Source organism: Streptomyces sp. FIT100 (assembly GCF_024584805.1).
In the GTDB taxonomy this organism is placed as follows: domain Bacteria; phylum Actinomycetota; class Actinomycetes; order Streptomycetales; family Streptomycetaceae; genus Streptomyces.
Genome location: NZ_CP075715.1, coordinates 213,216 through 239,724, shown reverse-complemented (window position 1 = coordinate 239,724; position 26,509 = coordinate 213,216). Strand labels below are relative to the sequence as shown.

Here is a 26,509-nt window from a genome sequence, read left to right as displayed (position 1 = left end):
TCTGGCGGTGCCTCAGTTCTCGGGCTGCTCCTGGTCGCCCTGGGCAGGCGGCAGCGCCGGCGGGCCGGCCGCGGCGCGCTCGGCGGCGACCGCTTCGGCCTCGGCCGCCGCTTCGGCCGCGAGCTCGTCCTCGTTCGCCGCCGGGACGGGAGCCGCGAGCGGGCCGAACGCGAGACGCAGATCGGCGACCGACCCTTCGCCGAACACCCAGGCGAGCGGGGCGTAATGGACCTGGATCCCGCCGGGGGAGCGGAGCAGCGGACGGCGGGCCGCATCCGTCGGCCACTCGACGTCGCCCGTCGCCGTCCGCGCGGCCACCAGCCAGAAGTCACCCGGCCGGTACGTCCTGCCCGGCTCGAAGTACACCTGCACGCCGTCCTCCAGCGGCAGCCAGCCGCTCTCCTTCACGGGGAGCGCACCGCCCCGCGGCTTCGGCGCGCCCTTCTTCGCACGGGCCGAGCCGGTGCCCGTCCGGGAGCCCGGCCGGTGGTCCCAGCGCCGCAGGAAGGGGTGGAGCCCGGGGCGCCTGCCCACCGACGGGTCCGGCTCGGCGGACAGCCGCACGCGCCGGCCCGGCAGGTCGACCTCCTCCACCCGCAGCAGCGGCAGCGGCTCACCGCGGCTGACGTAGGCGGTGTCGGCGAACTCCACCCAGTCGCCGACGTTCAGATCGAGCTTCTCGTCGCTGCCGAGCGAGGCGAGCTCCACCCAGGTGCCGTCGAGCTCGTCGACCGCGAAGGTGACCGAGCCGTTCTCCCGCGACCACTTGAACGTCGCCTGCCCGGCCGCGCCGCCCTCGTGGATCTCCACCCGGTACAGCTGGTTCTCCGGGCCCCGGTAGCGCGCGTCCGGCCTGACCAGGCACGGGTCCTCGTCCGCGTGGTCGGGGCGCTCGCTGCGGGCCGCCAGGCGGGCGGTGGAGACCTGCTCCGCCGCCCACTTCGCGAACGCGGTGCGGATGGTGCCCTTGTCCTGCTCCGCCCCGTCCTCCAGCTCCAGCTGCGAGCCCGCGAGCGGCAGCACCTGCCACACGGTCTTGAGCCGGGCCGCCGTGTCGGGCATCGCGGACCCCAGCGCCACCTCGCGCAGCGCCGGGTCCTCGGCCGCGGTGACCGAGCGCTCCCACACCTTCAGATAGGCCAGGTAAGGGAACTGGGTCGGCAGCCGGTCGCCGGGGCGCTCCGGGTCCCGGTGGCCGTCGGGCTGGTCCCAGTACGTCCACGTCGCGGGCGGGGCCGCGGGCACCGCCGCGTCCTTGTCGCCCGAGTCGCCCGCGTCGGCGGGCCGTTCGTCGTCGACCGGGGTGCCGGGCGCGGGACGGGTCGCGTCGAGCGGGATGCCGTCCACGTAGTAGCGGCCGCCGCCGATGGTCAGTTCGTCCAGCTCGACACCGCGGCCCTCGAAGCCCACCGCGAAGCCCGTCGCGCCGGCCGGGCCGCCGTGCTGCCCGATCAGATCGGCGGCGATGCCGCGGGCCTGCGCCAGCTGGATCGCGGTCTGCTCGTTGGCGTCCGCGTCGAGCTGGACGCGGCCCTGCTGGGCGATCACCGCCGAGTAGCGCCGGTCGGGCCGGAAGGTGATGCGGGAGATGTCTGCGTGCATGGGAAGGGCTCCCCCTCGGAAGTTCGGGCGTTCGATGAGAAGTCGGGTCGGGCGGACCCGGGCGGGTGACGGGTCGGGCGACCCGGGTGGGTGGCGGGGGGTCAGGTCACGAGGAAGATCCCTGCGTCCGTACCGGCCGGGGAGTACTCGGCGAGCCGGGCCCGCAGGCTGTCCAGGCGCTGCGGCTGGTACAGATCGTGGAAGGCACCCATCTCGGAGGCGTCCTCGGCGCCCCGCCGGATGCCGTCGTGGCAGCCGTGCGCGAGCTGCCCGTACGCGGGTGTCCCGTACCGCTCGCTCGTGAACAGCGGCCGCACCAGCCGGTCGTTGTCGCGGCCCGCAAGGTCCGGCTGGCAGCGGTGCCGGCGCGGGGTGCGCGAGCCCGGCGGCACGTAGGAGAAGCGCAGACAGCCGGTCCCGCGCCGGGCCACCCGCAACTGCCCGGTGAAGATGCTGTTCTCGGCGATCTCCACGGCATGCGTGTGGACCTCGCCGATGACGGTGGTGCGGTGGGCGTGCAGGACCGCGTGGGCGTGGCGGCAGTCGGGGGCGGAGAGCGCGGCCCGGTCGTGCCCGGTGGCGTCCAGGATGCTGTCGCGGAGGTGGATCTCCAGCGGATCGTGGCCCACTTCGTCGCCGATCACCTCGATCGTGCCGAGGATGCTGCGCTCGACGGCGACGCACGCGGTGGTCCGCTCCAGCACCAGGCTGGGCTCCTCCGGGGAGTGCGGAGCGCACTGCGGCTCCAGCGACCAGCCCGGCACGAGCGTGCAGTGCCGCAGCACGACCGCGCCCACCGGACCGGTGACGTTGAGCCCCCGCCCGGCGATCAGCAGCCCGTCGAGGACGATCCGCGGCGCGTCTCCCGAAGTCTCCTCCGTGGCGCGGATGTTGAGCGCGTCGGGCCGGTTGCTGTACCAGTCGAGCAGCCGGATCACCGGCCTCGTGCCCTCGGTGGCCCGTACTTCGAGCCGGTCGCCCGGATCGAGGTCGAAGTCGAGCTGCTCCTGGTAGGCGCCGCTGTGCGTGATCTCGATGATGCCGTCCCGGCCGCAGCGCCCGGACCTCCGGTCGCCGCGCCAGTCCCCGTACGCGTCCATGATGCGCTGGTACGTCTGACCGGGCCCGACCCGGTAGACCTTCGCGGCCGGCGGCGTCTCCCGGTCGCGCGGGTACTCGCCGCCGCCCGTGTCGTCCGCGAAGGCGTGGTGGTAGGTGACCCACACGCCCTGCCGCGGCGCCGAGCGCGAACCGAAGGCGATGCGGCCGAGCACAGGATCCACCGCGACCTGCCCGCGCTTGGGCCGGTAGCGCCACTCCGACAGGTCCGCGACCACGAGGTCCGCAGGCGGCACCGGCTCGTCCTGGCCGTCGCGCCAGATGGTGAACGACTTGCCGGGGCCGTAGTGGTCCGCGAGCCGGTCGGCGAGCTGCCGGCGGCGGATGTACGCCGGGACGTTGTCGATCGTCGCGATGTGCGTCGTCGACGGCTCAGGCACCGGCCTGGTCACCAGGGGGGTGTCGTTGCCGAGGATCGAGAAGGTGTAGAGACTGCGGGCCCGGTCGATGCAGTAGGCGGGTGCGCGCGTGACGCTGTGCGGCTTCAGCCGCCACACGAACAGCCCGGCGCCGGCGGGCGTACGGCCCCCCTGCGTCCGCTCCGAGCCCGCCCGCCGTACGTTCACTGACTGGGCGACCGTGCCGAACGGGCCGCCGGCGAGATCCAGCGCCGCGCCCTCCCGTACGTCCACGAGCCGGCCCCGCTCCAGCCGCCGCGCGTTGGCGGCCGCGGTGCCCGATCCGTACAGCCGGACCGGCTGGGTCGCCGAGACGAGCCGGGAGAACTCCACGGCCCGCGCAGGCCATCCGGCGACCGAGCCGGCCAGCTCCTCCAGCAGCGCCAGGGTGCCCTTGCGCCGCCGGTTGGCGACCGTGGCGGCGACGTCGCGGCGCGGTGCGAGGGCCTCGGCGAGCCGGGCACGGGAGCCGACACCGTCCCCGCCGTCCCCGCCGCCCCCGTCCTTCAGGCCCCTCGCCTGGACCCGCTCGTAGCCGGGCAGCGGCGTGTGGCCGACCAGGTCGCCGAGGTACGGCAGCACCCAGGGCGCCGCGGTCTCCACGAACAGGTCCTCATAGCTCTGCTCGACACCGTCCCGTATCCGGTCCGCCTGCTCGGCGATCACGGCGAGCAGCGCGCGCAGCGGCTCACCGGCCTCGGCGTCCCGCAGCCGGTGCCACTGCGGGAGCAGCTCCGCGAGTCCGTCCGGTTCCCTGCCCGTCATGCTGCATCCATTTCGTTGGCTTCTCCGCCCGCGCGGTACAGCGGCGCGGGCATCGTCGTCGGCTGCGGCCGGGCGGCCGTCCGTGCGTCGTTCACTGGGCGACCTCCGTGAGAATCAGCGTGTCCGCGAGCTCGGGCGACAGCAGGGCGAGCTGCGCCGGCCGGATTCCCCGGAAGACGCACACCGCCCGGGCCCTCTCCAGCCGCCGGGTGTCGGTGATGTCGGGGTTCAGCCGCAGCAGTTCGGCGAGCGGGACGCCGTACCGGGCGGCGATCCGCGTCAGCGTCTCGCCGGCGTCGGCGCGGACCCGGTGCACGGTCTCGTCGTACTCCGCGCGCCTCGCCGGGACCGTCGTCCGCGGTCCGGCCGGCGACCCGATCAGCTCCTCGGGTGCCGCGGACGCCGCTACCCCCGTGAACAGGTCCACGTCCACGTAGTCCACACCGGGCACCGAATGGGCGGTCGCCAGCACCCGGGAGAGACGGGCCGGCTCACCCAACTCCCGTACGCCCGCACCGAATTCACGCAGCAGGGCCTGGCGGAGCCGTGGCTCGACCACCGCCCACGCGTGGTCGGGCGCCACCTTCACCCGCGCCGCGAGCACCAGCAGCACCAGTTCGCGCACGTCCACCCGCACCGGCAGCCGCGTGTCGCCGTACTCGGCGAGCGAGGCCCGCAGCGACCGCAGCACCTCGGAGTCGGGTCCGATCGGGCTGTCGTCCACGCCGGCGACCGTCACATGCAGCACCCGCCGCCGCCCGTCGAAGAGTTCACGCGCGACGGCCCGGCCGATGCCCGCGCGCGAGCGGGCGAAGTCCTCGTAGTCCTTGAGGGAGACGAGCCGGTCGAGCGCGGAGACGGCGAGCGGGATCGTGCGCCGCGTCAGCCCGGGGCCGTCGGCGTCCGCGCCGCCCGTGGCGGGCTGCGGGTTGGTCACGGCGGTGACGCCCAGCGGCCGGGTGACCGCCTGGGTGATGCGGTCCGCCGGGACATTGGCGGCGCTGCCGGTGCCGAAGCGGTAGCGGGCGCGCACGTTCTCGTGGCCGGTGGGCAGCCGCGCGCCGTGCACTCCGTCGCCGAAGGTCACCGTCGTGCGTCCGTCCCCGGCCGTGCCGGTCACGTACACCCGCTCGGTCGGCCCCCGTCCGGCCAGGCTGTCGGCCTCGTGCCACAGCAGGCCGTCGACCCGTATCTCCAGCGTGGGCGTGGCGCCCAGGGGGTTGTCCGCGGGCAGCCAGGTCAGCGGGGACTGCCAGAGCGTGAACGTCTGGCCGCTCCGGCCGGAGTCGCCGCTGCCGATCGCCTCGTCCCGGCTCTCGCCGTGCGTCGCCGGGACGACGTTGCCCTGGACGCGGACGGTGTCACGCCGGTAGCGGTAGGCCAGGTCCGCCGTGAGCGTCAGCCTCGTGTGGACGTGGTCGCCGGGCAGTTGCGGGTCCAGCCACTGCTCCACCGCGGCGATCACGGCCAGCTCGGTGCCGCGCACGCCCGCGGCGTCGGGGATGTCCGTACGCTCGCCCGACACGATCAGATGGCGGCCCGGCCGCAGTCCGTCGTGGAGCTCGGCCAGTTCGAGCTCGTTGCCGTGCACGTCCTCGCCCAGCGGCTCGTCGGCCAGGCGCAGCGCCTCGCCGCCCGTGTGCACGGTGGCGTCCCGGATCGTGGAGAGCAGGACGTCGTGCTCGTCCAGCCACGGGTCGGCGAGGGTGAGCTCGGTACCGCGGCCGGTGATGCCGAAGCCGGTGTACGCGGCCGTGCGCACCGCCGTCACCCGGGTGGTGACGAAGGCGAGCTTGCGGTCGCCGGGGACGCCGCCGTCGGCGCCCTTGCGGGGGCGCTCGATCGCGACCCAGCTGCCGACCGTGATCCCGTCGTGCACCGAGTCGAGCGCCAGCACATGGCGGTCGGCCTGCTCGGGCGCGGTCGCCATGCCGACCTCGACGTTCGGCGGTTCGCCTGCGGCCGAGTACCGCACGGTCACTTCGATCCCGCCGTGGGTGACCTGGTGGTGCTCGCCGGGGGCGAGCAGCCAGTTGAGCGGCTCACCGTTGTGCACGACCACATGGACCCTGCCGTCCTCGGCGGGCCGGGAGACGAACACGGTCCGCTCCGGCAGCCCGGAGAGGAACCGGGCGGTCACCCCCGGCTCCTGGGAGTCGCTGGGGCGCCGGGTCAGCCAGCTCAGATCGTGGTCCTGCGCGACCCGGGTCTGCAGCGACACCCGGCCCGGCCCCAGGTCGAAGGCCGTCTCGGCGGGCAGGTTCTCCGCCGTCTGCACCGAGGAGCCGGTCTCCGTGTGCTGGAACTCGGCGCGCACCGGCACCCTGCCCGCCGTGTCGTACACCACCCGCATCGTGGTCAGCGCGGAGCCGCCGAGCGGCCAGTCCGTCTGCCGGATCACCCGGCCGCGCTCGTCCTGCACGGGCTTGAGCGGGGCCGTCGCCCCGAAAGGGGCGGCCGTCACGCGCAGCGCCTGGAGCTCGCGCAGCAGCGGGGGCGCGGTGGGAGCGGCCGTGCGCCACGCCGCGTACATCCCGTCGGCGACCCGCGGATCGAGCGCCGCAAGAAGCTGCGCGCCGAGGTCCGAACCCGGCGCGAACAGCCGCTCCGGGGTGTGGGCGAGGGCGCGGGACGGCGGCTTCACCACGCGGGTGCGCAGCGCGGGCAGGACGGCGCCCAGGGCCCGCAGCGCCGCGGAGCCCGCCGCGTCCTGGTCCGGTGGCTCCGGTTGCGAGGGCGCCAGGTCCTCGGCGCGCTCGCGCAGTTCGCCGACCACCGCCTCCAACTGCTCGAACCAGGCGGCGACCTCCTCGTACGGAGCGGCGATCGCCTGCGCCTCGGCGAGCCGTTCGTGCGGGTCGGCGAGCCGCCGCGCGAACTGCGCGGGGGTCCTGATCCCGGCCAGATCGGCCCGCAGCGGTGCCAGCACCTGCTCGTCGAAGACCTCGACGAGCATGCTGACGGGGCGTGGATTGGGGTTGTCAGGGGTGGGCTCGCCGTCCTCCGTCCCCGGCGCGTCCTCGGTGATCCACCGGCGGACCTCGGCCACCAGCTCCGTCAGCGAGGGCGGCACGGACTGCGGCAGCCCGATGGCCGTGACCTCGTCCTCGCGGTCGATACGGACACGGGCGACCGGCAGCAACAGCCGCTGCCCGGCGGCCTCTTCGCCGTCGGCGAAGACGAACAGCAGCTTGTCACCGGTCCGCAGGGACGTGGCCGTGCCCGATACATGGATCTCCGAGCGCCGGCGCAGCGCGTCCGCCGTGAGCAGGCCGGGTCGGCGGCGGCGCACCGCCAGCTCGTTCCACGCCCAGCGGGCCGTCAGGTCCTCGCCGGTCTCGAAGGTCTGGGACTGCTCGCCGCCGGAGGCGGGGACGCTGTTGCTGCGCGCCCCGCGCGGGATCAGCACCGCTGTGTCCTCGGCACGCGGATCCCGGTCCACCGTGTACGCGAGGTGCGTGTCGGCGGCGATGCCCGGCCGAGGCCGGTGCCCCACCAGCCGGCCCAGCAGCGCCAGCGAACGGTGCTCGTTCGCGGTCCGCAGATACGCCTCGTCGGCGATCCGCTCGGAGTGGAACGTCAGCAGGTCACCGACGACCGCCCAGGCGTCCAGCAGCCCGATCGCCGGATCGTCGGGGGTGCGCACGGTGAGGCCGCGCAGCGCCGGGTACGCGGGCGAGGCGAGCCGGTCGACCATGGCCGCGAGGAACGAGCCGTGGTCGCCGACCCGGTACTCCAGGGCGGTGCGTCCCGGCGGGTTGTACGGGGCGCGCGGCGCACGGCGCTCGTCGTGCCCGCCGCAGCCGCAGCCGCAGTCACGGGTGCCGCTCATCGGGTGCCTCCGCCGAGCTCGATCGACAGCCGGCCGAGCTCGGGCCGGTCGGGGTCGTTGTCGCAACGCGCGATCTCCAGCGGGCCGGGCCGCAGCACGCCTGCCTCCAGTGCCGTGTCGTCGTGTGGATCTTCGTGGAAGAGCCGGGTCAGCCGGGTCACCCGCACGCTCTCGACGCCCTGCACGGCCGCCGCGACGGCCACCAGCCGGCTCAGCCGCACCGGTTCGCCGAAGGTGAGCGCGTCGGGGTGGAAGAAGCCGAGCCGGCCGCCGGGCAGCCGGCGGCTGCCGAGGACCCGGTACAGCTCGGCGAGGATCTGCCCCTGCTGATGGCCCGGCGTCGCACAGACCGTGAGCCCGATGTCCAGCGGGACGTGCCCGGCAGGGCCCACCACCAGGTCGTGGCCGATCCGCCGGTAGCCCTCCAGGGCGTACGCGACCGAGTCGAGCAGCTCGGGCGACGCGTCACCCGTGCCGAGCGCGTCGATCGCGATGTGCGCCTCCTGCACACTGCCGGTCCAGCGCAGCTCGGCGGCGGCCCGCTGCACGCCGGGGAGCCCGGACGCCAGCTCCGCGTAGTCCTCGGCCGTGACGGCCCGCAGCCGCGACCGCCGCAGATCGAGCGGCGCCAGCCGGCGCACCTGCTCCAGCGGTTCGGGCTCCGTGCCGCCGGCGGCGGGCAGCGGATTGCGTACCCCCGCCACCGGCATCGGCTCCCCGGCGTCGGACTCCTCGGGGTCGCGGCGGAGCACCAGATGGTTGATGGCCTCGGCGCCCACGTTGCCCGCCGTGCCCCCGCCCAGCCGGTAGCGCAGCTCCAGCCGTGCCCCCGGCCGCGGCCGGGCGCCGTGGCGTCCGTCCCCGAAGCGCAGGGCGAGCCGGCCGTCGTCCTCCAGCTCACCGACGAGGTGCCGGTCCCGCGGGCCGCTGCCCAGCAGATCCCGCCTCGGGACCCAGGTCACGTCGCCGTCCACGACCGTCACGGCGGGCAGCGCGGAGCGCGGATCCGCGACGAACGCGGCGGCGGGACCGCGCAGCGCCGGCTCGTCCGGGCGCAGCCCGGCCGCGTATGCGGGACCCCAGCTCCGGGCGATCTCCCAGGCGATGGCGGCATCAAGGACCGCACCTGCGCGCGCCCGGGCCGTCAGCACGTCGAGCCGGCGCACCTTCGCGGCCAGCAGCCGCTCGCTGCGGTGCAGCAACTCCCGCAGCGCACGCACCGGATTGCGGCGCAGCTCCAGCCGTTCCAGCACCCGCAGCCCGAAGACCACGGCCAGCTCGGCGATCTCCGGCTCCGTGAGCCCGTCGCCGTCGCGGGCGCTGCGCCACAGCTCCACCAGCCGCGCCCGCACCCGGCCCGGGATCGCCGCCAGCCGCTCCGCCTGCCCGGCCGAGACATGGCGCGGCTCGGGGAACGGCACGCACTGGACGACGGGGGAGTGGTGCAGCACCGGCCGGAAGCGCGGCGCGATGCCCGGGTAGACGACCTGCGCCAGCAGCGTCTCCAGCGCCTCCGCCTGCGCGTAGGCCGTGCCCGGCACGACCTTCTCGCCGCGCCGTCCGGCACGTTCCAGACCGAGCCCGGCGCGTACGGTCGCGTCCTCGCCGACGACGGCGAACAGCTCCCGTATCCGACCTGCGGTCAGCAGCCGCCCGCCGCGGGCCTGGTCGAGCCGGGCCGTGATCAGCCCGGCGGTCGCGTTGCCCCGGTCGCCGTCCCAGCAGCCGAAGCCGGACGGCTCGCAGGAGCCGAGGACGGCCGGCGCGGGCGGCACGGTCACCGTCTCGGGCGTCGCGCCGCCGAAGGACAGCGAGCGGCCGTGGTCGACGAGGACGACATTGCCGCGCGCGACGCTCACGTCCTCGACGGGCTCGCAGCCCGGGCCGCCCCGCGTCGACAGGCAGACAGGGTGGGCGAGCGCGTCCTCGGGCGCCCAGGTGACCTCCAGCACCGGCTGGTCCGCCGGCCGGTCCACGGCCGGGGTGACCGAGGTGAGGCGGACGGTCTGCCGGTGCGCCGGATCGGCGTCACCGGGCGTCCCGGAGCGCGGCCCCCGAACCTCCTCGATCAGCAGCAGATCACCCGGCGCGAACTCCAGGGCCCGCGCTGTGCACTCCTCGTCCGTCCACTCGTCCCGCAGCGTCGCCGACGTGGCGCCCCGGGGCAGCGCGCACATCTCGCCGCCCCAGGTCCAGAAGCGGACCGTGTTGTGCGCGGGCCGCAGCACCAGCGGCTCACCGGCGACCACCGGCTCGAAGACCTCCACCGCGCCGCGCTCGTCCAGCACCGCCAGGTCGCCGTCGTCGATGACGGAGCCGAGCTCCGGCCGGTCCCGCGGGCCGAGCGTGCGCACATCGACGGCGGCGAAGCGGAACGTGCCCGGCGCCAGGGTCAGTTCGCGCCCGGTCTCGACCGCGACGAACGCACGGGCGTTGACGCCGTCGTGCATCGGGTAGTCGATGAGCCGGACATGGCGCCGTACGGAGACGCGTCTGCGGGCCGTGTCGAGATACGCCTCCGTCGCCACCGCGTCCTGCTGGTAGCTGATCCGGTCGGCGGTGTGGGCGAGCAGCTCCACCAGCGTCGTGCCGAGATCGGCGGCGTTGCGCTCGGTCCAGCCCGGCGCGGTCAGCGCCAGCCGGTCCAGGATCAGCCTGCGGATCGTGTCGTAGTCGCGCGCCGTGTAGTCGACGACCGGCGTCGGGGAGTGCGCCGGCGGCTCGTCGGGGAGCCCGTCCGCGCAGTCGAAGGGATCCGGGCAGTCGGGCAGGAAGGCGAACTCGGCCGAGAAGTACCGCTGGTCGAAGCCCGGATAGGGCTCCGTGCCCGGCCGGCCGTACGGATCGGTGTCCACGAGCGAGAGCCGGTAGACCGAGGTGTCGCCGGTGCGGTCGAGGGTGACGAGGAGCCGGTCGTCGAGCTCGGGGTCCTCCTCGCGTTCGACGGACACCTCGACGGCCTCGATACCGGTGATCCGGCGGCCGCCGTCGATGCGGACGTTCTCCGCGCAGAGCCCCTCCGGGGCCTTGCCGAGGAAGGTGACCGTCAGCGTCAGCCCGTCGTCCCCGGCCTCGACGGCGTCCACCCCGCCGAGCCGCGCCGCGCGCACCAGCGCACGCCTGCCGTCCCTACGGCAGATCAACTCCGTGGTCGGCTTGTTCATGCCGGCCCGCTCCCCTCGAAGACCTCGTCGCGCCGGCTCCCGGTGGAGCGCACCGCATAGCGCAGATACACCCGGACCACGTTCTCCTCGCTCACCACGTCCAGGGCCTCCACCTCGATCAGCTCGCCCAGCCAGCGCTGGAGCGCGGCCTGCACCGAAAGCTCCAGCGCGGAGGCCAGTTCCGGGCTGTTGGGCGTGAAGACCAGATCGAGCAGCCCGCAGCCGAAGTCGGGGCGCATCACACGCTCACCGGGGCTGGTGAACAGCAACTGCTCGATCAGATCGCGGACATGTTCGTCGTACGCGGCGTGCGCGGTGCGCCCGCGGCGATCGGTCCGGAACGGAAACGCGATGTCGGTGCGCACGGTCCTCGCCCTCACCGGGAAGCCACCTCCCGCTCCGCGGTCCTGACGGTGGGCGGGCCCTGCGGCACCAGTGCGGCGCTGAAGCAGACGGCCGACGTCGTGTGGAGCAGCACCGGCGCGCCGTCGATCAGCACACCGCCGGCCGCCGGCGTCCAGCGCACCGTCGTACAGGGCTGTGGCACGCCGTCGACCGTGTGCGGGCAGCCGCTGACGGTGAAGACACCGTCTGCGGCGGGCACGGGTTGGCCGTCGACACGGACCGCGGACGACGGGGCGGCGGCGGCCGCCACCCTGCCGCCGTGCGGACAGCTGATGGTGGTACCGCCGTTCACGAGATTCCCGGACAACACGTAACTCCCCGTTCTTCCCTAGCGCTTCTTGGGCACGATCAGCCGGCCCTCGTTGATGTTGACCTCGTCGCCGATCAGCACGATCGACGCGCCCTTGCCGTTGCCGACGGTCACGCCCTTCTCGTCGATCTGGATGTACGCGCCGCCCCTGGCCTCCAGCAGAATCCCCGTACCGCCGGGCACGTCCGACATCACCAGCTTGTGATCGCCCGGGGTCTGGATGACGACGGGCTGCGAGGCGGGCAGCTCGGCGCTCGCCCGCGGCGGCAGCTCGGAGGCGTCCCCGTACCAGCTCCCCGTCCAGATCGGGAAGCTGGGATCGCCCTGCTCGAACTCCATCCACACACCGGCCCCGATCTCGGGCACGACGTACTGGCCCGACCGGCGCCCGGTGAAGGGCAGACACGGCAGCGCCCACGTGGACGCCTCGTCGCCGAGCACGTCCGGCACCTGCGCCGTGATGCGCCCGAGCCGCAGCGGGTCCCTGTTGTCGATCACCCGGCCCCGGAACTTGCCGAGGATGCGGTTGTTCGATGCCGCCATACGTACGTCTCCTGGGTCTTCCTGGTCTGGTCTGTCACGGACGCACGGTCCTGCTGCGGGCGATCAGGCCCTCGCGGGACAGCGTGAAGTTCTGCTGGTACGAGCCGGGCCGCAGGTTGTGGGTGACGGACTTGACGTAGTAGTCGCCGTCGTAGGTGACGCCGGAGCCGCGGACCCCGACCAGCTCCCGCGGCCGCAGGACGTAGCCGTGCCGGTTGACGTCCAGCGACCCCGACCCGGAGATCGCGTCCGCCGACAGCGCCGCCCGAGCCAGCGCCTCGGCCTCGGCCTGCCCGAGCTCCTTCTTCGCCGTGCCGGACAGCGTCCTGCGCTTCAGCGCCGGCGAGGCACGGAGGCCGAGCGGGGGCCGCAGCGGGCTGATGTCGGGCTGGGCCAGCAGCCGTACGTCACGGGTCCGCGGGTCCTGGACCCGGGCCTGCGGCTCCTCCCTGGCGGTCCCGTCATAGGCGAAGGTCAGCTGGTCTACGGTGGAGTTGCTGTCCATGTTGACGTTGAGCGCGTGCTGGCGCAGGCCGAGCCGCTGCTCGGGGCCCCAGAAGGCGGTGGACCTGCCGGGGACCGGTCCCGGGTCCAGATAGAAGGTGTAGCCGTTGGCCCGCGCGAGGTCGTGGACGTACTGCAGGTCGGTGCCGGTCTGGTACTCGACGCGCAGCTGCTCGCGGGGCGGCTGCTGCACCTGCTCGCGGATGATGCGGGCGTCGATGCCGTAGTCCGCGTACGTGGCGAGGATCCGCTCGACCCGCTGCGACGGCGCGAGGTTGGGGTAGCGGTCGGTCCGCTCCTCCAGGTCCATCAGCAGCGTCAGGTCCTCGCCGGTCACGGTGAGCGTCGTCTGGCCGGGCTGGTTGCTCGCCCCGACCTCCTGACGGACGATCAGCCCGTCGAGGATGACGGTCGGGGTGCCCTTGACGGTGGTCGTGACGATGACCCGGGTCTTCGGGTCGAAGTACCCCTCCGGCAGCAGCCGCCGCGTGATCAGCCCCTTCTTGGTGAGGTCGAAGGCCAGCTGGAACCCGCTGCGCTCCCCGGCGGTGCTGGTGACCTGTGCGGACAGCAGCGCCTCGGTCACCTCCGCCGGCACGGGACGGGTGAGCTTCGGCCCCATGTGCAGGGTGAGATGGACCGGCCCGGTGCCGATCGGCTCGTCAGCCATGGAAACCGCCCGGCAGCGGTATCCGGATCTCCCGCCCCGGCTCGGCGGTGAGCTCGCCGGGGTCGAGCACGGGATTGGCGTCCGCGATCTGCCACCACTGCCCGGGATCGCCGAAGTGGCGCTGCCCGAGATGGTCGGGCCGCTCGCCGGTGCTCACGGTGTGCGGCGCGGTGTCGTCGCCCGCCGCCTCGGGCAGCGGCGGCAGCAACCGCCGCCTGGTGTAGCGCACTTCGGTCCCGTCCGGCCGGGTGTGCACCCCGATCTCGGCGTCGTGGTACCGACTGGTCCGCGGATACGGGTGCGATCCCGGGATCGAGTCCAGCGCGCTCTCGTACGGCTCCATCACGTCTACAGCCCCCTTCCCAGCCCGAGCTCACTCAGCCGCCCGCCCCGCGCGGCCCCGGCGAGCCGCTCCTTCTGCGCCAGATGCGCCATGTACAGATCCGCCCCCCGGTGCCCGGCCGGCAGATCGCTGACCGTCAGCACCTTCATCCCGATGCCGAGGCTCGCCCGTATCGGATTGAGCTGCACGTCGAACGCCGATTCGTTGACGGAGAGTTCGGTGAGACGCACGGGAATGACGCGCTTGCTGCCCCAGGTGAAGAGCGTCAGCGGCGTCTCGATCGGACTGATCTCGATCGTCCCCTTCTGCGTCAGCCGGGTCGCCTCGCGCAACTGCGCGGTCGTCGGCTGCACGAGCATCTCAAGGACGGCGAGCTGCGGATGGATCCCGTCCGGCGCCGCCACCTCGAACTGGTCGGTCGCGTCGATCTCCGCGGTGAACTTCCACGTCTCCTGCGCGGGCCCCTTGAGCCTGAGCGCCTCGTTCCTGTCCCCTCCGCTTCCCCCACCGCCGGCGTCCCCGCCTCCGCCGGCGGACTGGGGCGCGACGGAGCGCTCCAGGGTGTCGGGGTTGAACTGGAGCACGATGATGCGCTGGGGGGTACCGCGCTCGGGGTCGACGATGACGATGCCGGAGCGGATGGGCTTGGGTATGTCGGCGTAGCGGGTCATTGCACCTGTACCTTCACGAGGTCTGCTGCTGTTTCCGTTCTCCGTGGAGCCGGTGAAAGGTCAATCGCCTGCGGAACCGAAGGCGATCTCCGCTGCGATATCGGCCTTGGAAGGGGTACGCCATTGCCCTGCCCCCTGCATGCCGAGGAGGTCGATCACTTGTCTGTCGATGTTCGTCTTCAGGAAGGTGACCTCCTCTCCCTCTCGCGTGCCGGAGTACTTCCTCCGATTGATCCTGCCGTGCAGCCTGAAGATCCTGGTGTTGCCGACACCGCGCCATTCATAGAGGTGGACCTCCATACCGAGGAACTTCGTGGTCCAGGCCGGGGTTTCCAGGTGGTAGCCCTTCTCGAACACGCAGTCCAAAGCCCGGGCCGCTCTCCTGGCCATTTCCTCCGTCGTCATCGTGGCATCTGTGCGGATCGAGAATTCCAGGTATGTGCATTCCGGCATTTGTGGCACCTTTCCGTGGCACGGGTGCAATCAGTTCCCGGGCTCGGCTGTTCAGTACGAATCCTTCTCACGGAGGACAATGTCTGTTTCGTCCGTGAACTTCCGGGAGTCCTTGACCCTTCCTCGGAGCACCCGGGTCAGTGCTTTGCCCACACTGCGACCGAGGTTGTACAGCTCTCGCATCTGGGGCCAGATCGGAAATATCTTTCCGTTGCTGACCATTTGCGGGGCCTCTTCGGTGATGATGGGAAGCCACTTCCGCCATTCGGCCGGATGTACGACAAAGAGATCCACGTCGAAATCGTTGATGTTGAAGGCGGTCCGCCCCTTGTGCGGTCCTCGCTGCCCTTCGTTCTTCAGGCTGCCGACGTACTGGAGATTGCGGCCCTTGTACTGGAACCGCAGTACCACGCCGTCGATGGTCTTCTTGATGTTCCGGTACCGCTCATCCCAGATGCGCTCACCCTTCTTCGCGATGCCCTTTCCTATTTCGTTCTGATCGAGATTGGTGATCCCGTTCAGATTGGCCCACCGGGTGATCTTTCGGTTCATACCGCGAAGCTGCCACACCAGTTGCTGCACTCTTGCCCGCGACGCGGCTTGCTGCTGGCGCGTCAGGCCGAGTGGCTCGTTCGCGCGATGCGGGAATGCCTCCTTGAAGGCGGCCTTGTACTGCTTCACACTGTCGACCTGGAAGTCGCTGACTTCGTCCAGCAACTCCACCTCGAAGCGCCTGCGGGTTTCCGCATCCTCGATGCGGCTTACGTATGCCTTGAAGAACTCGATTTCGTTGTAGGCGGCCCTGTATCTGTCCTCCAGCGGTAGGAGCCTGGATTCCATATTCACCGACACGTCGGGGCCCGAGGGCTTGAGGACCATCCGGTGACGTTCACCGTCCATGGTGAACGATGCCTTCACCGTCGGTCGTCCGACGTTCTCGGTCGATTCCTTGTCGCGCTTTTCCTGTTCCTCGCGCTGCCTGTTCCGCTGCGCCGCCCGGTCTTCATCGAGCCGACGGGAGCGACGGATATCCTTGAGGCGCCGCATTCTCCCGAGGGTCTTGGAATGGAGCTGCTTGGCGCTCTTCCGCAGAGCCTGCCCGACCCTGCTCTTGCGGAGCTTCCTGCCCAGTGTGCGCCCGGCGTTGCGCACCTTCTTGAGGGCTGTTCCCACGGTTTTCTTGATCTTCTTCAGTGCGTTGCCCAGCGGGGAGTTCCTCTTGACGGGCTCCGCGGATTTCCGTGGTTCGGTGCTCTTCCTGTCGGGCTCGGGGGTCCTGTCGGGTTCGGTGTCCTTCTTGCTCTCGGGCGTCCTGTCCTGTGCCGTGTCCTTCGTGCTGCCGGGTTCCGGGGTCCTGTCGGGCCGGGCCTCGCCGGACGCGGGTGCCGTGTCCTGTGCGGTGTCCTTCTCGGTGTCGGCTTCCGGGGTCCTGTCGGGCCGGGAGTTCCTCTTGTCCTCCGGAGCCCTGGCAGGTGTCGTGTCCTTCCTGGGCCCGTCCGCAGCGGGGCCCGCCGGGACCGGGCGGCGTCCCGGGACAGCACTGTCGGCAGCCTTCCCGGGCCGTACGGGCCTGCGTAGCACCTGAGTTGCCCTGCGGACCGCACCGCGGGCGCGGTTCACGGCTCCGCCGGCGGCCTTCCGTGCTCCCTTGCCCGTCTTCTTGAGACCTTGCATGATCTTCTCTGCCATCGCCTTGAGACGCTTGCCCACGCCCTTGGTCGCGCCGGCGAGGCGGATCATCAGGAAGTTGGCGATGAAGTCCAGCAGCGCGACGATCCCGGCGGCGACCGCCTCCGCGAAGAGGCAGGCCGCCGGGCCCGCCTTGACCGCCTTGAGATAGGCCCAGAACTTGCCGAAGGCGGACAGGATGGAGCTGATGCTCTGCCAGGCCGCCATCAGCCCCTGAACGATCGTCAGGATCGCCCCCGCCGCGGGGATGATCATCGAGACGAGTTTCTCGATCACGATCGACGCGATCATCATCGGCAGCGACCCGATGATCGCGTCCCACGTCATCTTCCCGATCTGCTTGACCGAGACACAGCCCTTCACCAGGACGTTGATCACGGCCTTGCCGAGCCCGAGGATGCCCTCGACCTTGGTGTCGAACCACCGCTTCACGCCGGTCTTGATGGCGCCCCACAGATGGTCGGTGATGCCCGCCTTCGCCGAGCTGCCTGCCTTGCCGATCCAGCCGCCCGGGTCCGGTGCGATGTCGGCGACCAGCGCCGCGAACTTGCCGAGCGCCTCGATCGCCGCCTGCGCGAACTTGATCGCTCCCAGGATGACGGCCTGGTAGATCTTGATGACGGCCTTGAGGCCCGCTTCGAGGACGTCCAGGAGTGCGTTCAGGCCCGCCGCCAAGGCGTCGAGCAACGCGTTCACCGCCTGCTTGAGACCGTCCGCCAGGGCGTTCACCGCCGCGATGGCCCGGTCGCGCATGCCCTCGATCGCCTTGCGGAACCTGTCCCGCAGCTCCGGGAAGGCCGCGAGCAGGACGTCGCCGATCGCGATCAGCACGTCCGCCAGCGCGCTGATCGCCTTGACGGCAAGGTCGCGCACGAAGTCGATGGCCTTGTCGGCCCACTCCTTGAACGTGTCGATGATGGAGTTGACGGCGGCGCGCGCGGCGTCGAAGACCTTGGTGACCGCGTCGAGGATGGCGTTGAAGGCGCTCTTCACCTTGTCGGCGACCCAGCCGAAGAAGCCCCCCGACGGCTTGTTCTCCTCCTTCTTCTTCTCGGCCTCCTTCTCCGCCTTCTCGCGCTCGGTGTCGATCTGCGCGTTGTCCTTGTCCTTGCGCTCGCCGACCTCCTTGTCCTTGTCGTCGCGCGCCTTGACGATCTCCTTGTTCTTGGCGGTGTGTTCCTTCTCGGAGTCCTTGTCGGCCTCCTCGATCCTCCGGTCCTGCTCCTCGCGCCAGCTCTCCCGCTCGCGCCCGGCCTCCTCGGCCGCCCGGCCGCGCTCGGCCGTCTGCTTCTCCGCGTTCCGGGTGACCTCACGGTCGATCTCGGTCTGCTTCTCCTGCTTGGCCCGCTGCTCGCCCTGCTGCTGTTCCTTCTCCTTCGCGGCCAGATCGCCCTGCGCCTGCCCGGTGGCGCCCTGGATCTCCGCGCCGCGCTCCTGCTTGGCGACCGCCCCCACACCCGGCTTGGGCGCGCTGCCCGCCGACAGCCCGGCCGCGCCGCCCTTGCCCCCAGCGCGCCCCCCCGCCTTGCCGACCAGCCGCTCCCGCGGCGCGTCGGGGAAGATCCGGTCCTCGCCCATCGGCTTGGCCGCGTCCTCGCGGCCGGTGCGATGGATGTCGCCCTGCTTCTCCTTGAGGGCCTTGGCCTGGTCGTCCGTGCGCGTGGGGTCGCTCGCGCCCTCGAGCCTGATCTTGGGCGCGGGGCCGACCGTCTTGTTGCGCAGCTCGGGGTCGACCGTCGGCACCGCGTCGGCGGCCGCGTCGACGCTCTGCGCGTCCTCGGCGCTCAACTCCTTGCCCGCCGCAGGGACCTGCGGCGGGGGAGTGCTGTCGGTGGGCTTCGCGCCCTGGGCCTTCTCGCTGCCCTTCGCCCGCTGCTTGTCGCCCTGGTCCTCAGGACCGAGCTTCTCGACCTTGCCCGTCACCGGGGCGGCGGGAGCGGCCGACTCGGGCGGCCCCGACTGCGTACGCGGCGCGCCCGAGGGACGCTCCCGCTCGGGCGGGGCGGCGTCGAGGCGCCGCTGCTCCTCGCCGACCTTCCTGTCCGCCGCGCGGTCCACACCGGGCATCGCGGCAGCGGCCTGGTCCGGGGCGAGTTTGCCGACCGTGGCGACGGCGGCCTTGGGGTCCTGGCCGGAGACGTCCGGCGGCTCGGGCTGCTTCTCCTCGGGAGCCGCCTCGCCTCCTCCACCGCCGCAGCCGCCCGCGCCCTCCTCCTTCTCCGCCGCGGGCTCGGGCGGGGCGCAGCCGCCGCCGTCCTTCTCCAGCGACGCCTCGGGCTGCGCCTTGGCGCCCTCGGGCGCGGGTGCGCCCAACCGGCCGGGGCTTTCGGCCTGTTCGGCCGCCGGGCTCATCGCGGCCTGCGCTGTCGAGGGTGCGCTGCCTGGGCCGGCGGCAGCAGAGGGCCCAGCCGATGCACTGCCGCCGACCGTGCCGCTCGGTGCGGCCCCCGCACCGCTTTCCTTCGGGATGACGCTCTTCGGCGCCGGTGCGTCGTGGTCGCCCTTCAACGGTTCGGTTGTTCGTTGTACTGCGGGGGAGGGCCTGCGGTCCTCGACGGGAGTCCGCTCCGTTCGAGGCCCGGCGGGTGTGAGGCCCGACGCCGGGGCAGGGCCGGCGGGTCCGTCGCGCTCCTCCCGGGCAGCGGGCGCACTCGACCGAGTCCTCGGCTTCTCCGCGGCCGTGCCCCGGGTGCCGCCCTCCCGGTCCCGCTCCTCCGCCTCGTCCCGCTGGTCCTTGTCCTTCTGCACCTCCTGCGGGGCCTCCTGGGCGTCCGGCGTTCCCTCCTCCGTCCCGGGGGCCTCGCTCTCCGGGGCCGCAGGGTCCTCACCCGCCTTGGCGCCGGCTCCGTCAGGCTGTTGGACGGAGCCGGGCTCCTCGGTCTCCGGGGCGGGGTCCTCCTTGCCGGCGGCCTGCGGGTCCGGCCCGATCTCCTGGTCCTGGCCCGTGTCGGCAGCGTCGGATTCCTCCGGCTCGGAACGCTCACCGGGCGAGGTCTCCCCGCGCGCGGCCGACCGACCGCCGTCCTGCTCCGCCTCGTCGTCCGGGATCGGTTCAGGGAACGCCAGCGCGTTGGCGACGGCGTTGGGAGAGCTGTCCTCCGAGAGCTCGATCTCATCCACCGCGGGGCCTGCCGGAGCGGCAGCGCGAGGCCGTGGACGTCCGGGGCTGCTCCCGTGCCCACCCCCGCCGGTGTCCTCCCCGCCGCCGATCTCCCGCTCCGCGCCCGCCTCCAGACCGAGCGGCTTCTCCTCCTCGCGGGGTTCGCCCTCGTCCTCGTCCTTCTCGTGCAGACCGTGCTCGGACAGCGCGCTGTCCGCCCGCTCGGCGCGTTCGTCCACCTTCTCCGGGCGTACGGGACCGGGCCGTTCCTTCGCCTTCGGGTCGACGTCCTCCCGCTTCGACCCGTCCGCCGGCTTCGTCGCGTCGTCCTTGCGCTTGCGCTTGTCCGCACCGGGGGCGTCGGCCTGCGCGGGGTCCTTCTCCTCGCGGTCGCGCTGGGCCTTGCGCTCCTCCTTGGCCTGCTCGGTGCCCTCCTGCCGGTCCTGCGCCCGCTCGTCGGCGGTCTCGTCGACCCGCTGCCGGTCCTGGTCCTGCTTCTCCTCCTCCTGCGCCCGCTCCTGCTCGGCCTGCTCGCGGGAGCGGGCGCGCTCGTCCTCCTGCTCCGTGCGCTGCGCGGCCTCCTGGTCCTCGGCCGCCGCGTCCGCGCGCGCCCTGGTCCGGTCGCCGCCCTGCTCCTCGTCGCGGGCCCTGGCGTCCTGCCGCTCCTCGCGTGCGTCCTCGGCCCGCTGGTTCTCCGCGCCCCGGTCGGCCTCCTCCTCGCGCTCCCACCGGGTGCGCTCGACACCCAGCTCCGCGAAGAGATCGGGCTCGGGCTCGGGGACCCCGGCCGGCTGCAGCTCCGGAGGCCCGGCGTCCGACCGCTCGGCCAGGTCGAGGAGGCGGTCGTACTCGGGCGCGAGCAGCCGGGTCTCCAGCCGGTCCAGCACCGAGTCCTGCAACTGCGGGGAGAGCCGGGCCAGTTCGAGCCGCACCCGCCCCGAGAGGTCCGCGGGGTCGCCGCGCAGCGAGCGCAGCAGCCCGTTCGCCAGCCGGTCCACCAGGGTCGCCGGGTCCAGCTGCTCCATACGGTGGCGGTCCGCGTCGACCGTGGCGTAGCGCAGCCAGCCGGGGGTCGCCTCGTCCCGCTCCACCTCGGGCGCCGCCGGCTCCCGTTCCCGTACGAGGGACCGGGCCGCCGACTCCGCCTCGCGCTCGATCGCCTGCTGCGGCAGGCTCACCGCACCGAGGTCCCGGCCCGCGCGCAACGCGCCGAGGCCGTCCGGGTTCTGGACCGTGTGCAGCAGTTCGTGGGCGAGGAGGCGCTGCCCGTCCGCCGTGCCCGGCCGGTAGGCGCCCTCGCGGAAGAAGATGTCCTGGCCGACCGCGACGGCGTCCGCGCCCAGCATCTCGGTGAGGGCGCTCGCGTCCCGGCCGGTGTGCAGCCGTACCCGGCCGAAGTCGTGACCGAGCTGCTCCTCCAGCTCGCGCCGCACGCTCAGATCGAGCGGCTGTCCCGCGCCGCTGACGATGTTCTTCGGCTCGGGTGCGCGGGAGGCCGCGCGGTCCTTGCGCCGGCGGCGTCCGGCCGACTGCTGGTCGGAGCGGCCCTCCTGGGCGTGCGAGGTGCTCATCGTGCGACCTCCCCCCGTCCCGAGAGCCCCGCGTGGACGGCGCGCGCCAGCTCCTGGCCGAGGCGGCGCGCGGACGTGGTCGCGGGCAGCGGCGGCAGGCCGGCGAGGCCGTCCATCGCGCGCCCGCCGTCCGCGGCGAGCGGCACCCCCCGCTCCCGTACGAGCCGGGCCAGCTCGGCCCGGAAGGCCGCCGACACCCGTTCCGGGTCGACGCCCCGGGCGAAGCCGTCGAGCACGAGCTCGCCGATGTCCACGCGTACGGTGTCCGCCGGCCGACGCGGGCGTCCCTCGGTCAGACCCATCCCTGCACCTCCGACGGGGTCAAGGAGCGGTCCAGCTTGAGGTATTCGGTACGGGCCGCCTCCAGCATGTGCCGCATCTGGAGCCGGTCGCCCTCCTCGGCGGCGAGGAACGCGCCCGACAGCGCGATGTTGCGGATCGAACCGCCCGCGACCGTCAGCCGGGCCAGCAGCTCCGGATCGATGTCCTTCATCGGGGCCCGCGCGGGCAGCACCCGGCGCCAGATCTCGGCCCGCTCGCTCTCGGCGGGGAACGGGAAGTCGACGACGAAGCGGATGCGCCGCATGAACGCCGTGTCCAGCGCCTGCTTCATGTTGGTCGTCAGGATCGCGAGGCCCCGGTACGCCTCCATCCGCATCAGCAGATAGCTGACCTCCAGGTTCGCGTACCGGTCGTGGCTGTCCTTGACCTCGCTGCGCTTGCCGAAGAGCGCGTCGGCCTCGTCGAACAGCAGCAGTGCGCCGCCGCGTTCGGCGGCGTCGAAGACCCTGCGGAGGTTCTTCTCCGTCTCGCCGATGTACTTGCTGACCACCTGGGACAGATCGATGACGAACAGATCCAGCCCCAGCTCCCTCGCCATCACCTCGGCCGCGAGGGTCTTCCCGGTGCCGGAGCCGCCGGCGAAGAGGGCGGTGACGCCGAGGCCGCGGCGCAGCGTCGAGGCGAAGCCCCATTCCCGGTGGACGGTCGGGCGCTGACGCACATGCGCGACGATCTCGCGCAGGATCTTCACCTGCCGCTCCGCCAGCACCAGATCGTGCCAGGACGCCCGTGGCCCGATCCGCCGGCCCAGCTCGTCCATGCCCATACGGGCCTCGGTGAGCCCGGCCCGCCAGGCCAGCCCCGTGGCGTCCAGCTCGTCCTCGCCGGGCAGGTCCCGTGCGACCGCCGCGCCCGCGGAGCGCACCAGATGCGGGGGCAGCGAGAACTGCTCCACCAGCTTGCGCAGATCGTCATCGGAGACGTCGGGTACGCCCGCGAAGGCATCCGTCCACACGTCCAGCTGCTCGTCCGCGTCCAGTTCCGGAACGGTCACCCGCTCGCCGCGCGGGCGCCCGGTCCTGCGCGGATCGTCGCCGGACACGACCAGCGGTACGGCGGCGCCCTCGATGAACGCGTCGGTGGCGGCGGCCTGTTCGCGGTCGAGGTCGCCGACCTCGACGAGCAGCGCGGCGGGCAGCAGGATCGCCTCGCGCTGCCACAGCCGCGCCAGCCGGTCGCGCTCGACCGGGTCGGTGGGGATGTCGTCGGCGGCCATCGCGTACAGCCCGAGCCCGGAGCGACGGGCGGCAGCGGCGGCGATGTCGGCGCGCGAGCGCAGGTCGCCGCCGACCAGTTCGACCCGCAACGGCGCGTGCCGGGCGGCGCCCGGCCCTGTCCAGCCCCTGGCGATACGGCTCGCCGCCTCGTCGTAGGAAGCGGGGAGCGCGTCCGGCACGGCCGTGCGGCGGAGCAGCCCGTGCAGCCGCGCGTCCAGATAGGGCGAGCCGACGAGGAAGTGCAGGATCCGCTCGTCGAGCCGGACCCGCGACGCCGTCAGCCGGGTCTCGTCGTCCAGCTCCACCAACCGCCACCGGCGCAGCGGGCCGACCGGCGTCACCGCACTCCAGTGCGGCCCGTCCAGCGCGGCGAGCGCGAGAGAGAACGTCGGATGCGTACGGTCCGGGTCCCCGCTCGCGGCGGAGCACCGGGTCCCCGTGGTGGGATCCAGCTCCGCGGCGGCGGTCAGGAGGACGATGTCCCGCTCGAACGCGGTGAGCCCGAAGCAGGCGACGAGCGCGTCGAGCGCCGCGGGCCCGCGGGGGACGGCGACCTCGGACGCCCCCGTGCCCCCGGCCGTGTCCGTCGCGGCGGTGCGGACCTGGACGGGGGCGCCGCTCTCGTCCTGGACAGCCGGTACGGCTTCTGGCGAGCCGGAGCCGGAGCCGGCGCCGACCGTGTGGTCTGCGGTGCGCGGGGCGTCGGCCCGGCCCTCGCCCGCCGTGGCGTCCGCCGCCGTGCCCGCGCGCCGGGCACGTGAGGCGTGCGCGTCGACGCGGGCGAGGACCGCGCGTACGGCCGCGGCCAAAGCGCGGCCGTCGGTGTCCGTGCCGTGGCCCTGCCCGTCCTGCATGGTCATGTCCTCACCCACCCCCGTGTCGCGCACCGTGCTGCTCAGTTGTCGTTGTCCTTGGCGTCCTTGGCGTCCTTGGCGTCCGTGGTTCTGCGGGCGCGGGTGGGAGCGGCGCGCTTGGCGGCGGTCCGCTTCTTCGCCGGGGCCGGGGCCGGGGCCGGGGCCGGGGCCTTCGGGGGCCGGGCCGTCCGCGGCTCCGGCCCGGCGGGCGCGGCCTCGTCGGCCGGGGGCGCCGTGTCCGGCGGCCCAGGATCACCCGGCGGCACCGGCGCGGCCTGTGCGCCGAACGGCACCACCCGGACCGTGCGCGACCTGACCGGCTTCGCCGGTGCGGGCTGTTCCCGGCCCTCGATGAGGAGCAGCGAGGCCTGGTACGCCACCGAGAGGGCGTACGGCGTCTGGTGCAGCATCCCCCAGAGCTTGGACGTCTCGTCGACGTCCATCACCGTCGGCGTGAACCGCACCTTCTGCGGCGACTGCGCCAGATCGCTGCCCGCCAGATACGGCCGCTCCGCCGCAAGCTCGATCAACTCCCGCGGCAGCACGGAGATTTCGTGCAGCGTCCGCACCACGCAGCCGATCAGCCGCTGGCCGACCAGCTCCGCCTCCTCCCCGTACGCGCTGATCAGATAGTGCAGGTCGAGCGCCGCCGCGGGCCGCTTGAGCAGCGTGCCGTCCGACGCGCGCGTCGGAAGGTCGTGGTGGCGCATCGAGGGGTTGGGCGTGACCTGGTAGAGGAAGACGTTGACGGTCGGCTCGGACGGTGCCTCGGCCGGGGGCCTGCGGGTCTCCACCTTCACCGCGATGTCCATCTCGGGGCCCAGGTTGCTCTCGATGAGCAGGGCCAGCGCCTGGGTGACCGTCGCGACGGCAAGTGCGTTGCTCATGGGGTCAGTTCCTCAGTCCCTTGTCTCGCCGCGGGCCAGATAGTCGTCGAGGGTCAGCGCGGGGCCGGGCCGTCCGCCGGCGCCGGGGCGGCCTGCGGCCGGGCTGCCCGCGCCCGGTGGTGGGGCAGCAGTCACTTCGAGGCGGCCGATCTGTACGTGCACGACCCGCTCCGCGGGCCGGGGGGCGCGCCTGCCGATGCCGTTCGGGGCCACCCCGCGGGCGGCGACGGCCGCGCCGTCGGCGCCGCGTGGCCGTACGGGCGCCGCGAGCGCGGCCACAGGCGCGGCCTCCGCGCCACGCCCGGCCGCCGCGGGCCGCGGCGCCGACGCGTCCGGCAGGGCACGCGCCGCAGTACGCCGCGGTGCACGTGAGTTTTCGGCGGCCTCCGGACGTGGCCGCGGAGCGGCGTTCGCCACGGGCCGCAGCAGCGGGCTCTGCACGGCGGGGGCGGCAGGGGCCCGCTCCGGCTCCCCGGGCGGGACCGCCTCGGTCCGCACGACGGCCTCCCGCTCCGTCCGCACCTCGCGCTCGTGCCGGACCGGGGCCGTGGGGCCCGCCGACCGCTCCGCCGCGAGCGGGACCAGCGGGGCCGGCTCGCCGGGTTCCGGCGGTGCGGTGCGCAGCACCTCGACCCGCTCGAAGGGGCCCGGAAGCCGAGGCCGTACCCGCGTCGCCCCGCGAGCCGCGGCGGCGGGGCCCGTGTGCCGGGCGAGCAGCCGGTCGAAGTGGTCAGGCATCCGCGCACAGCTCCAGGTAGTAGCGACGCCGCAGCGGGCTGAGCGCCAGGATCTCCGGCTCGCTCCACCCGTAGGCGGTGGCGAGCAGATGGACGTCGAGCATCAGGTCCCGCGCCCAGCTGTCGAGTTCGGTCCACAGGTAGGAGGTGATGTCCAGCTCGGCCGGGGTGGCCTCGCCGCACTCGGGACAGGACACGTTCAGCGTCACGTCCGCCGCCGGATCGGCCTCCTCGACCGCCTCCGCGAGCCGCCGCTGCACCGGCTCGGGAAGCAGCGCGGCCAGGTGTTCCGGAGGCACGGCCGCCCCGGCCCGTACGGCGGAGACCGTGCAGCGTGCCAGCAGCACCTCGCGCGCACCGGCCGGATCGGCCGAGGCCGCGGCCGCCGCGAGATCGGCGACGGCCGGCAGCCGGAACTCGACCACCCACTCGCCCTCCGTCACGCGCAGCGGCCCGCGGGCTTCCCGGCCGTCCCGTTCGCCCAGCAGCGTCGCGTCGAGGTCGAACTCCATCGACTCGCCGCACGCCGCGCACTCGATGCGCACCTGCATCCGCTCGCCGAACAGCGCCCGGCGCAGCGCGAACAGGTCGGCCTCCCGCTCGCCGACCGGCACCGCCAGCAGCTCGTCGGTGCCGGCCCCCGGGCGGGCCGCCCGGTGCAGCAGCAGGGACCGTCCCGCGTCGTGCTGCGCCAGCCCGGCCTCCCAGGTGGCGAGCAGCTCCGCAGGCCCCGTCACCGGCACGCCACGCGCCATCGCTCAACCCTCCTGTGGAACGGAACTGCGGTGCCTGTTCAGGCCGGATGGGTGAACGAGGGCTCGACCGGCTCCTCCACCTCGTAGTCCCGCTCCCAGCCCTCGCATTCGAGCTTCACGCTCTGGATGGCGACGGCGTTCGCGTTCGCGTCGAGTTCACCGAGCACCTGGTACTCGCTCACCCAGGCCCGGTACAGCTTGTGCGAGACGGCCACCTGCCCGGCCTCGTTGAGGACCTGGATGATGATGTCCTTGCGGAAGTCACGCAGCGAGACCTCCGAGCCGAGCCCGGCGCCCACCTGCCAGACCTTGTTGGCCCAGCGGTCGAACTCCGGGTCGTGCGTCACGCCGCGTTCGAGCGTGACGCCCTCGAATTCGGAGCGGCCCGGCGACTTGCGCGGCGAACTCGGGTCGCCGCCGTGCCGGTGCTTGACCACCTCGGTGGTGCGCTTCAGAGGACTGATCTTGCTGATGCCCGCGACCGTTCGACCGTCCCACAGAACCAGGAACTTGAAATTCTTGTAGGGGTCGAAGCGATGGGCGTTAATCTGGAACTCAGCCATCGGTTTCCTTCGTGT

18 protein-coding genes are annotated in these 26,509 nt (G+C 73.1%); all 18 read right to left on the bottom strand.

The features are described 5' to 3' along the window. Nucleotides 1–12: 12 nt before the first annotated feature. Nucleotides 13–1,602, bottom strand: a complete 1,590-nt coding sequence (locus tag KK483_RS00960; RefSeq protein ID WP_262002908.1) for a DUF6519 domain-containing protein — start codon at nt 1,600–1,602, stop codon at nt 13–15. Between the two features lie 101 nt (nt 1,603–1,703). After that, nucleotides 1,704–3,884 (bottom strand): hypothetical protein, encoded by a 2,181-nt coding sequence (locus tag KK483_RS00955; protein WP_262002906.1) that lies wholly within the window; start codon nt 3,882–3,884, stop codon nt 1,704–1,706. A 91-nt stretch (nt 3,885–3,975) separates the two neighbouring features. After that, nucleotides 3,976–7,716: a putative baseplate assembly protein gene (locus tag KK483_RS00950; protein WP_262002905.1), complete on the bottom strand. Its 3,741-nt coding sequence runs from the start codon at nt 7,714–7,716 to the stop codon at nt 3,976–3,978. After that, the gene (locus KK483_RS00945; protein WP_262002903.1) at nt 7,713–10,880 is read right to left on the bottom strand and encodes a putative baseplate assembly protein; all 3,168 of its coding nucleotides are present in this window, start codon (nt 10,878–10,880) and stop codon (nt 7,713–7,715) included. Before KK483_RS00945 ends, KK483_RS00950 begins: the two co-directional genes overlap by 4 nt. Beyond that, a complete protein-coding gene (locus tag KK483_RS00940) occupies nt 10,877–11,260 on the bottom strand; it encodes a GPW/gp25 family protein (RefSeq protein WP_262002901.1) in 384 nt (127 codons plus the stop codon). Before KK483_RS00940 ends, KK483_RS00945 begins: the two co-directional genes overlap by 4 nt. Next, on the bottom strand, nt 11,257–11,595 hold the full coding sequence (locus KK483_RS00935) for a hypothetical protein (RefSeq protein ID WP_313877821.1): 339 nt from the start codon (nt 11,593–11,595) through the stop codon (nt 11,257–11,259). The genes KK483_RS00940 and KK483_RS00935 overlap by 4 nt, the downstream gene beginning before the upstream one ends. 18 nt (nt 11,596–11,613) lie before the next feature. Beyond that, entirely contained in the window at nt 11,614–12,138 is a 525-nt protein-coding gene (locus KK483_RS00930) for a phage baseplate assembly protein V (protein ID WP_262002897.1), read from the bottom strand. 34 nt (nt 12,139–12,172) lie between these two features. Then, a complete protein-coding gene (locus KK483_RS00925) occupies nt 12,173–13,312 on the bottom strand; it encodes a hypothetical protein (RefSeq protein WP_262002896.1) in 1,140 nt (379 codons plus the stop codon). Then, nucleotides 13,305–13,655 (bottom strand): hypothetical protein, encoded by a 351-nt coding sequence (locus KK483_RS00920; protein WP_262009290.1) that lies wholly within the window; start codon nt 13,653–13,655, stop codon nt 13,305–13,307. The genes KK483_RS00925 and KK483_RS00920 overlap by 8 nt, the downstream gene beginning before the upstream one ends. Before the next feature lie 5 nt (nt 13,656–13,660). Beyond that, the gene (locus KK483_RS00915; protein WP_262002894.1) at nt 13,661–14,326 is read right to left on the bottom strand and encodes a hypothetical protein; all 666 of its coding nucleotides are present in this window, start codon (nt 14,324–14,326) and stop codon (nt 13,661–13,663) included. Nucleotides 14,327–14,386: 60 nt separating this feature from the next. Continuing rightward, nucleotides 14,387–14,779, bottom strand: a complete 393-nt coding sequence (locus KK483_RS00910; RefSeq protein WP_262002892.1) for a hypothetical protein — start codon at nt 14,777–14,779, stop codon at nt 14,387–14,389. Between the two features lie 51 nt (nt 14,780–14,830). Further along, nucleotides 14,831–21,139 (bottom strand): DUF4157 domain-containing protein, encoded by a 6,309-nt coding sequence (locus KK483_RS00905; RefSeq protein ID WP_262002890.1) that lies wholly within the window; start codon nt 21,137–21,139, stop codon nt 14,831–14,833. Then, nucleotides 21,136–21,441 carry a hypothetical protein gene (locus tag KK483_RS00900; RefSeq protein WP_262002888.1) on the bottom strand — a complete coding sequence of 102 codons (306 nt, stop codon included), beginning with the start codon at nt 21,439–21,441 and terminating at the stop codon, nt 21,136–21,138. Before KK483_RS00900 ends, KK483_RS00905 begins: the two co-directional genes overlap by 4 nt. Beyond that, entirely contained in the window at nt 21,432–23,558 is a 2,127-nt protein-coding gene (locus KK483_RS00895) for an ATP-binding protein (protein ID WP_262002886.1), read from the bottom strand. Before KK483_RS00895 ends, KK483_RS00900 begins: the two co-directional genes overlap by 10 nt. Nucleotides 23,559–23,593: 35 nt before the next feature. Beyond that, nucleotides 23,594–24,439: a DUF4255 domain-containing protein gene (locus KK483_RS00890; protein WP_262002885.1), complete on the bottom strand. Its 846-nt coding sequence runs from the start codon at nt 24,437–24,439 to the stop codon at nt 23,594–23,596. 12 nt (nt 24,440–24,451) lie between these two features. Continuing rightward, complete coding sequence (locus KK483_RS00885; RefSeq protein ID WP_262002883.1) at nt 24,452–25,177, bottom strand: hypothetical protein; 726 nt, start codon at nt 25,175–25,177, stop codon at nt 24,452–24,454. Continuing rightward, nucleotides 25,170–25,919: a hypothetical protein gene (locus KK483_RS00880; protein WP_262009289.1), complete on the bottom strand. Its 750-nt coding sequence runs from the start codon at nt 25,917–25,919 to the stop codon at nt 25,170–25,172. Before KK483_RS00880 ends, KK483_RS00885 begins: the two co-directional genes overlap by 8 nt. Nucleotides 25,920–25,969: 50 nt before the next feature. Further along, nucleotides 25,970–26,494 carry a phage tail protein gene (locus tag KK483_RS00875; protein WP_030352235.1) on the bottom strand — a complete coding sequence of 175 codons (525 nt, stop codon included), beginning with the start codon at nt 26,492–26,494 and terminating at the stop codon, nt 25,970–25,972. Nucleotides 26,495–26,509 lie beyond the last annotated feature (15 nt).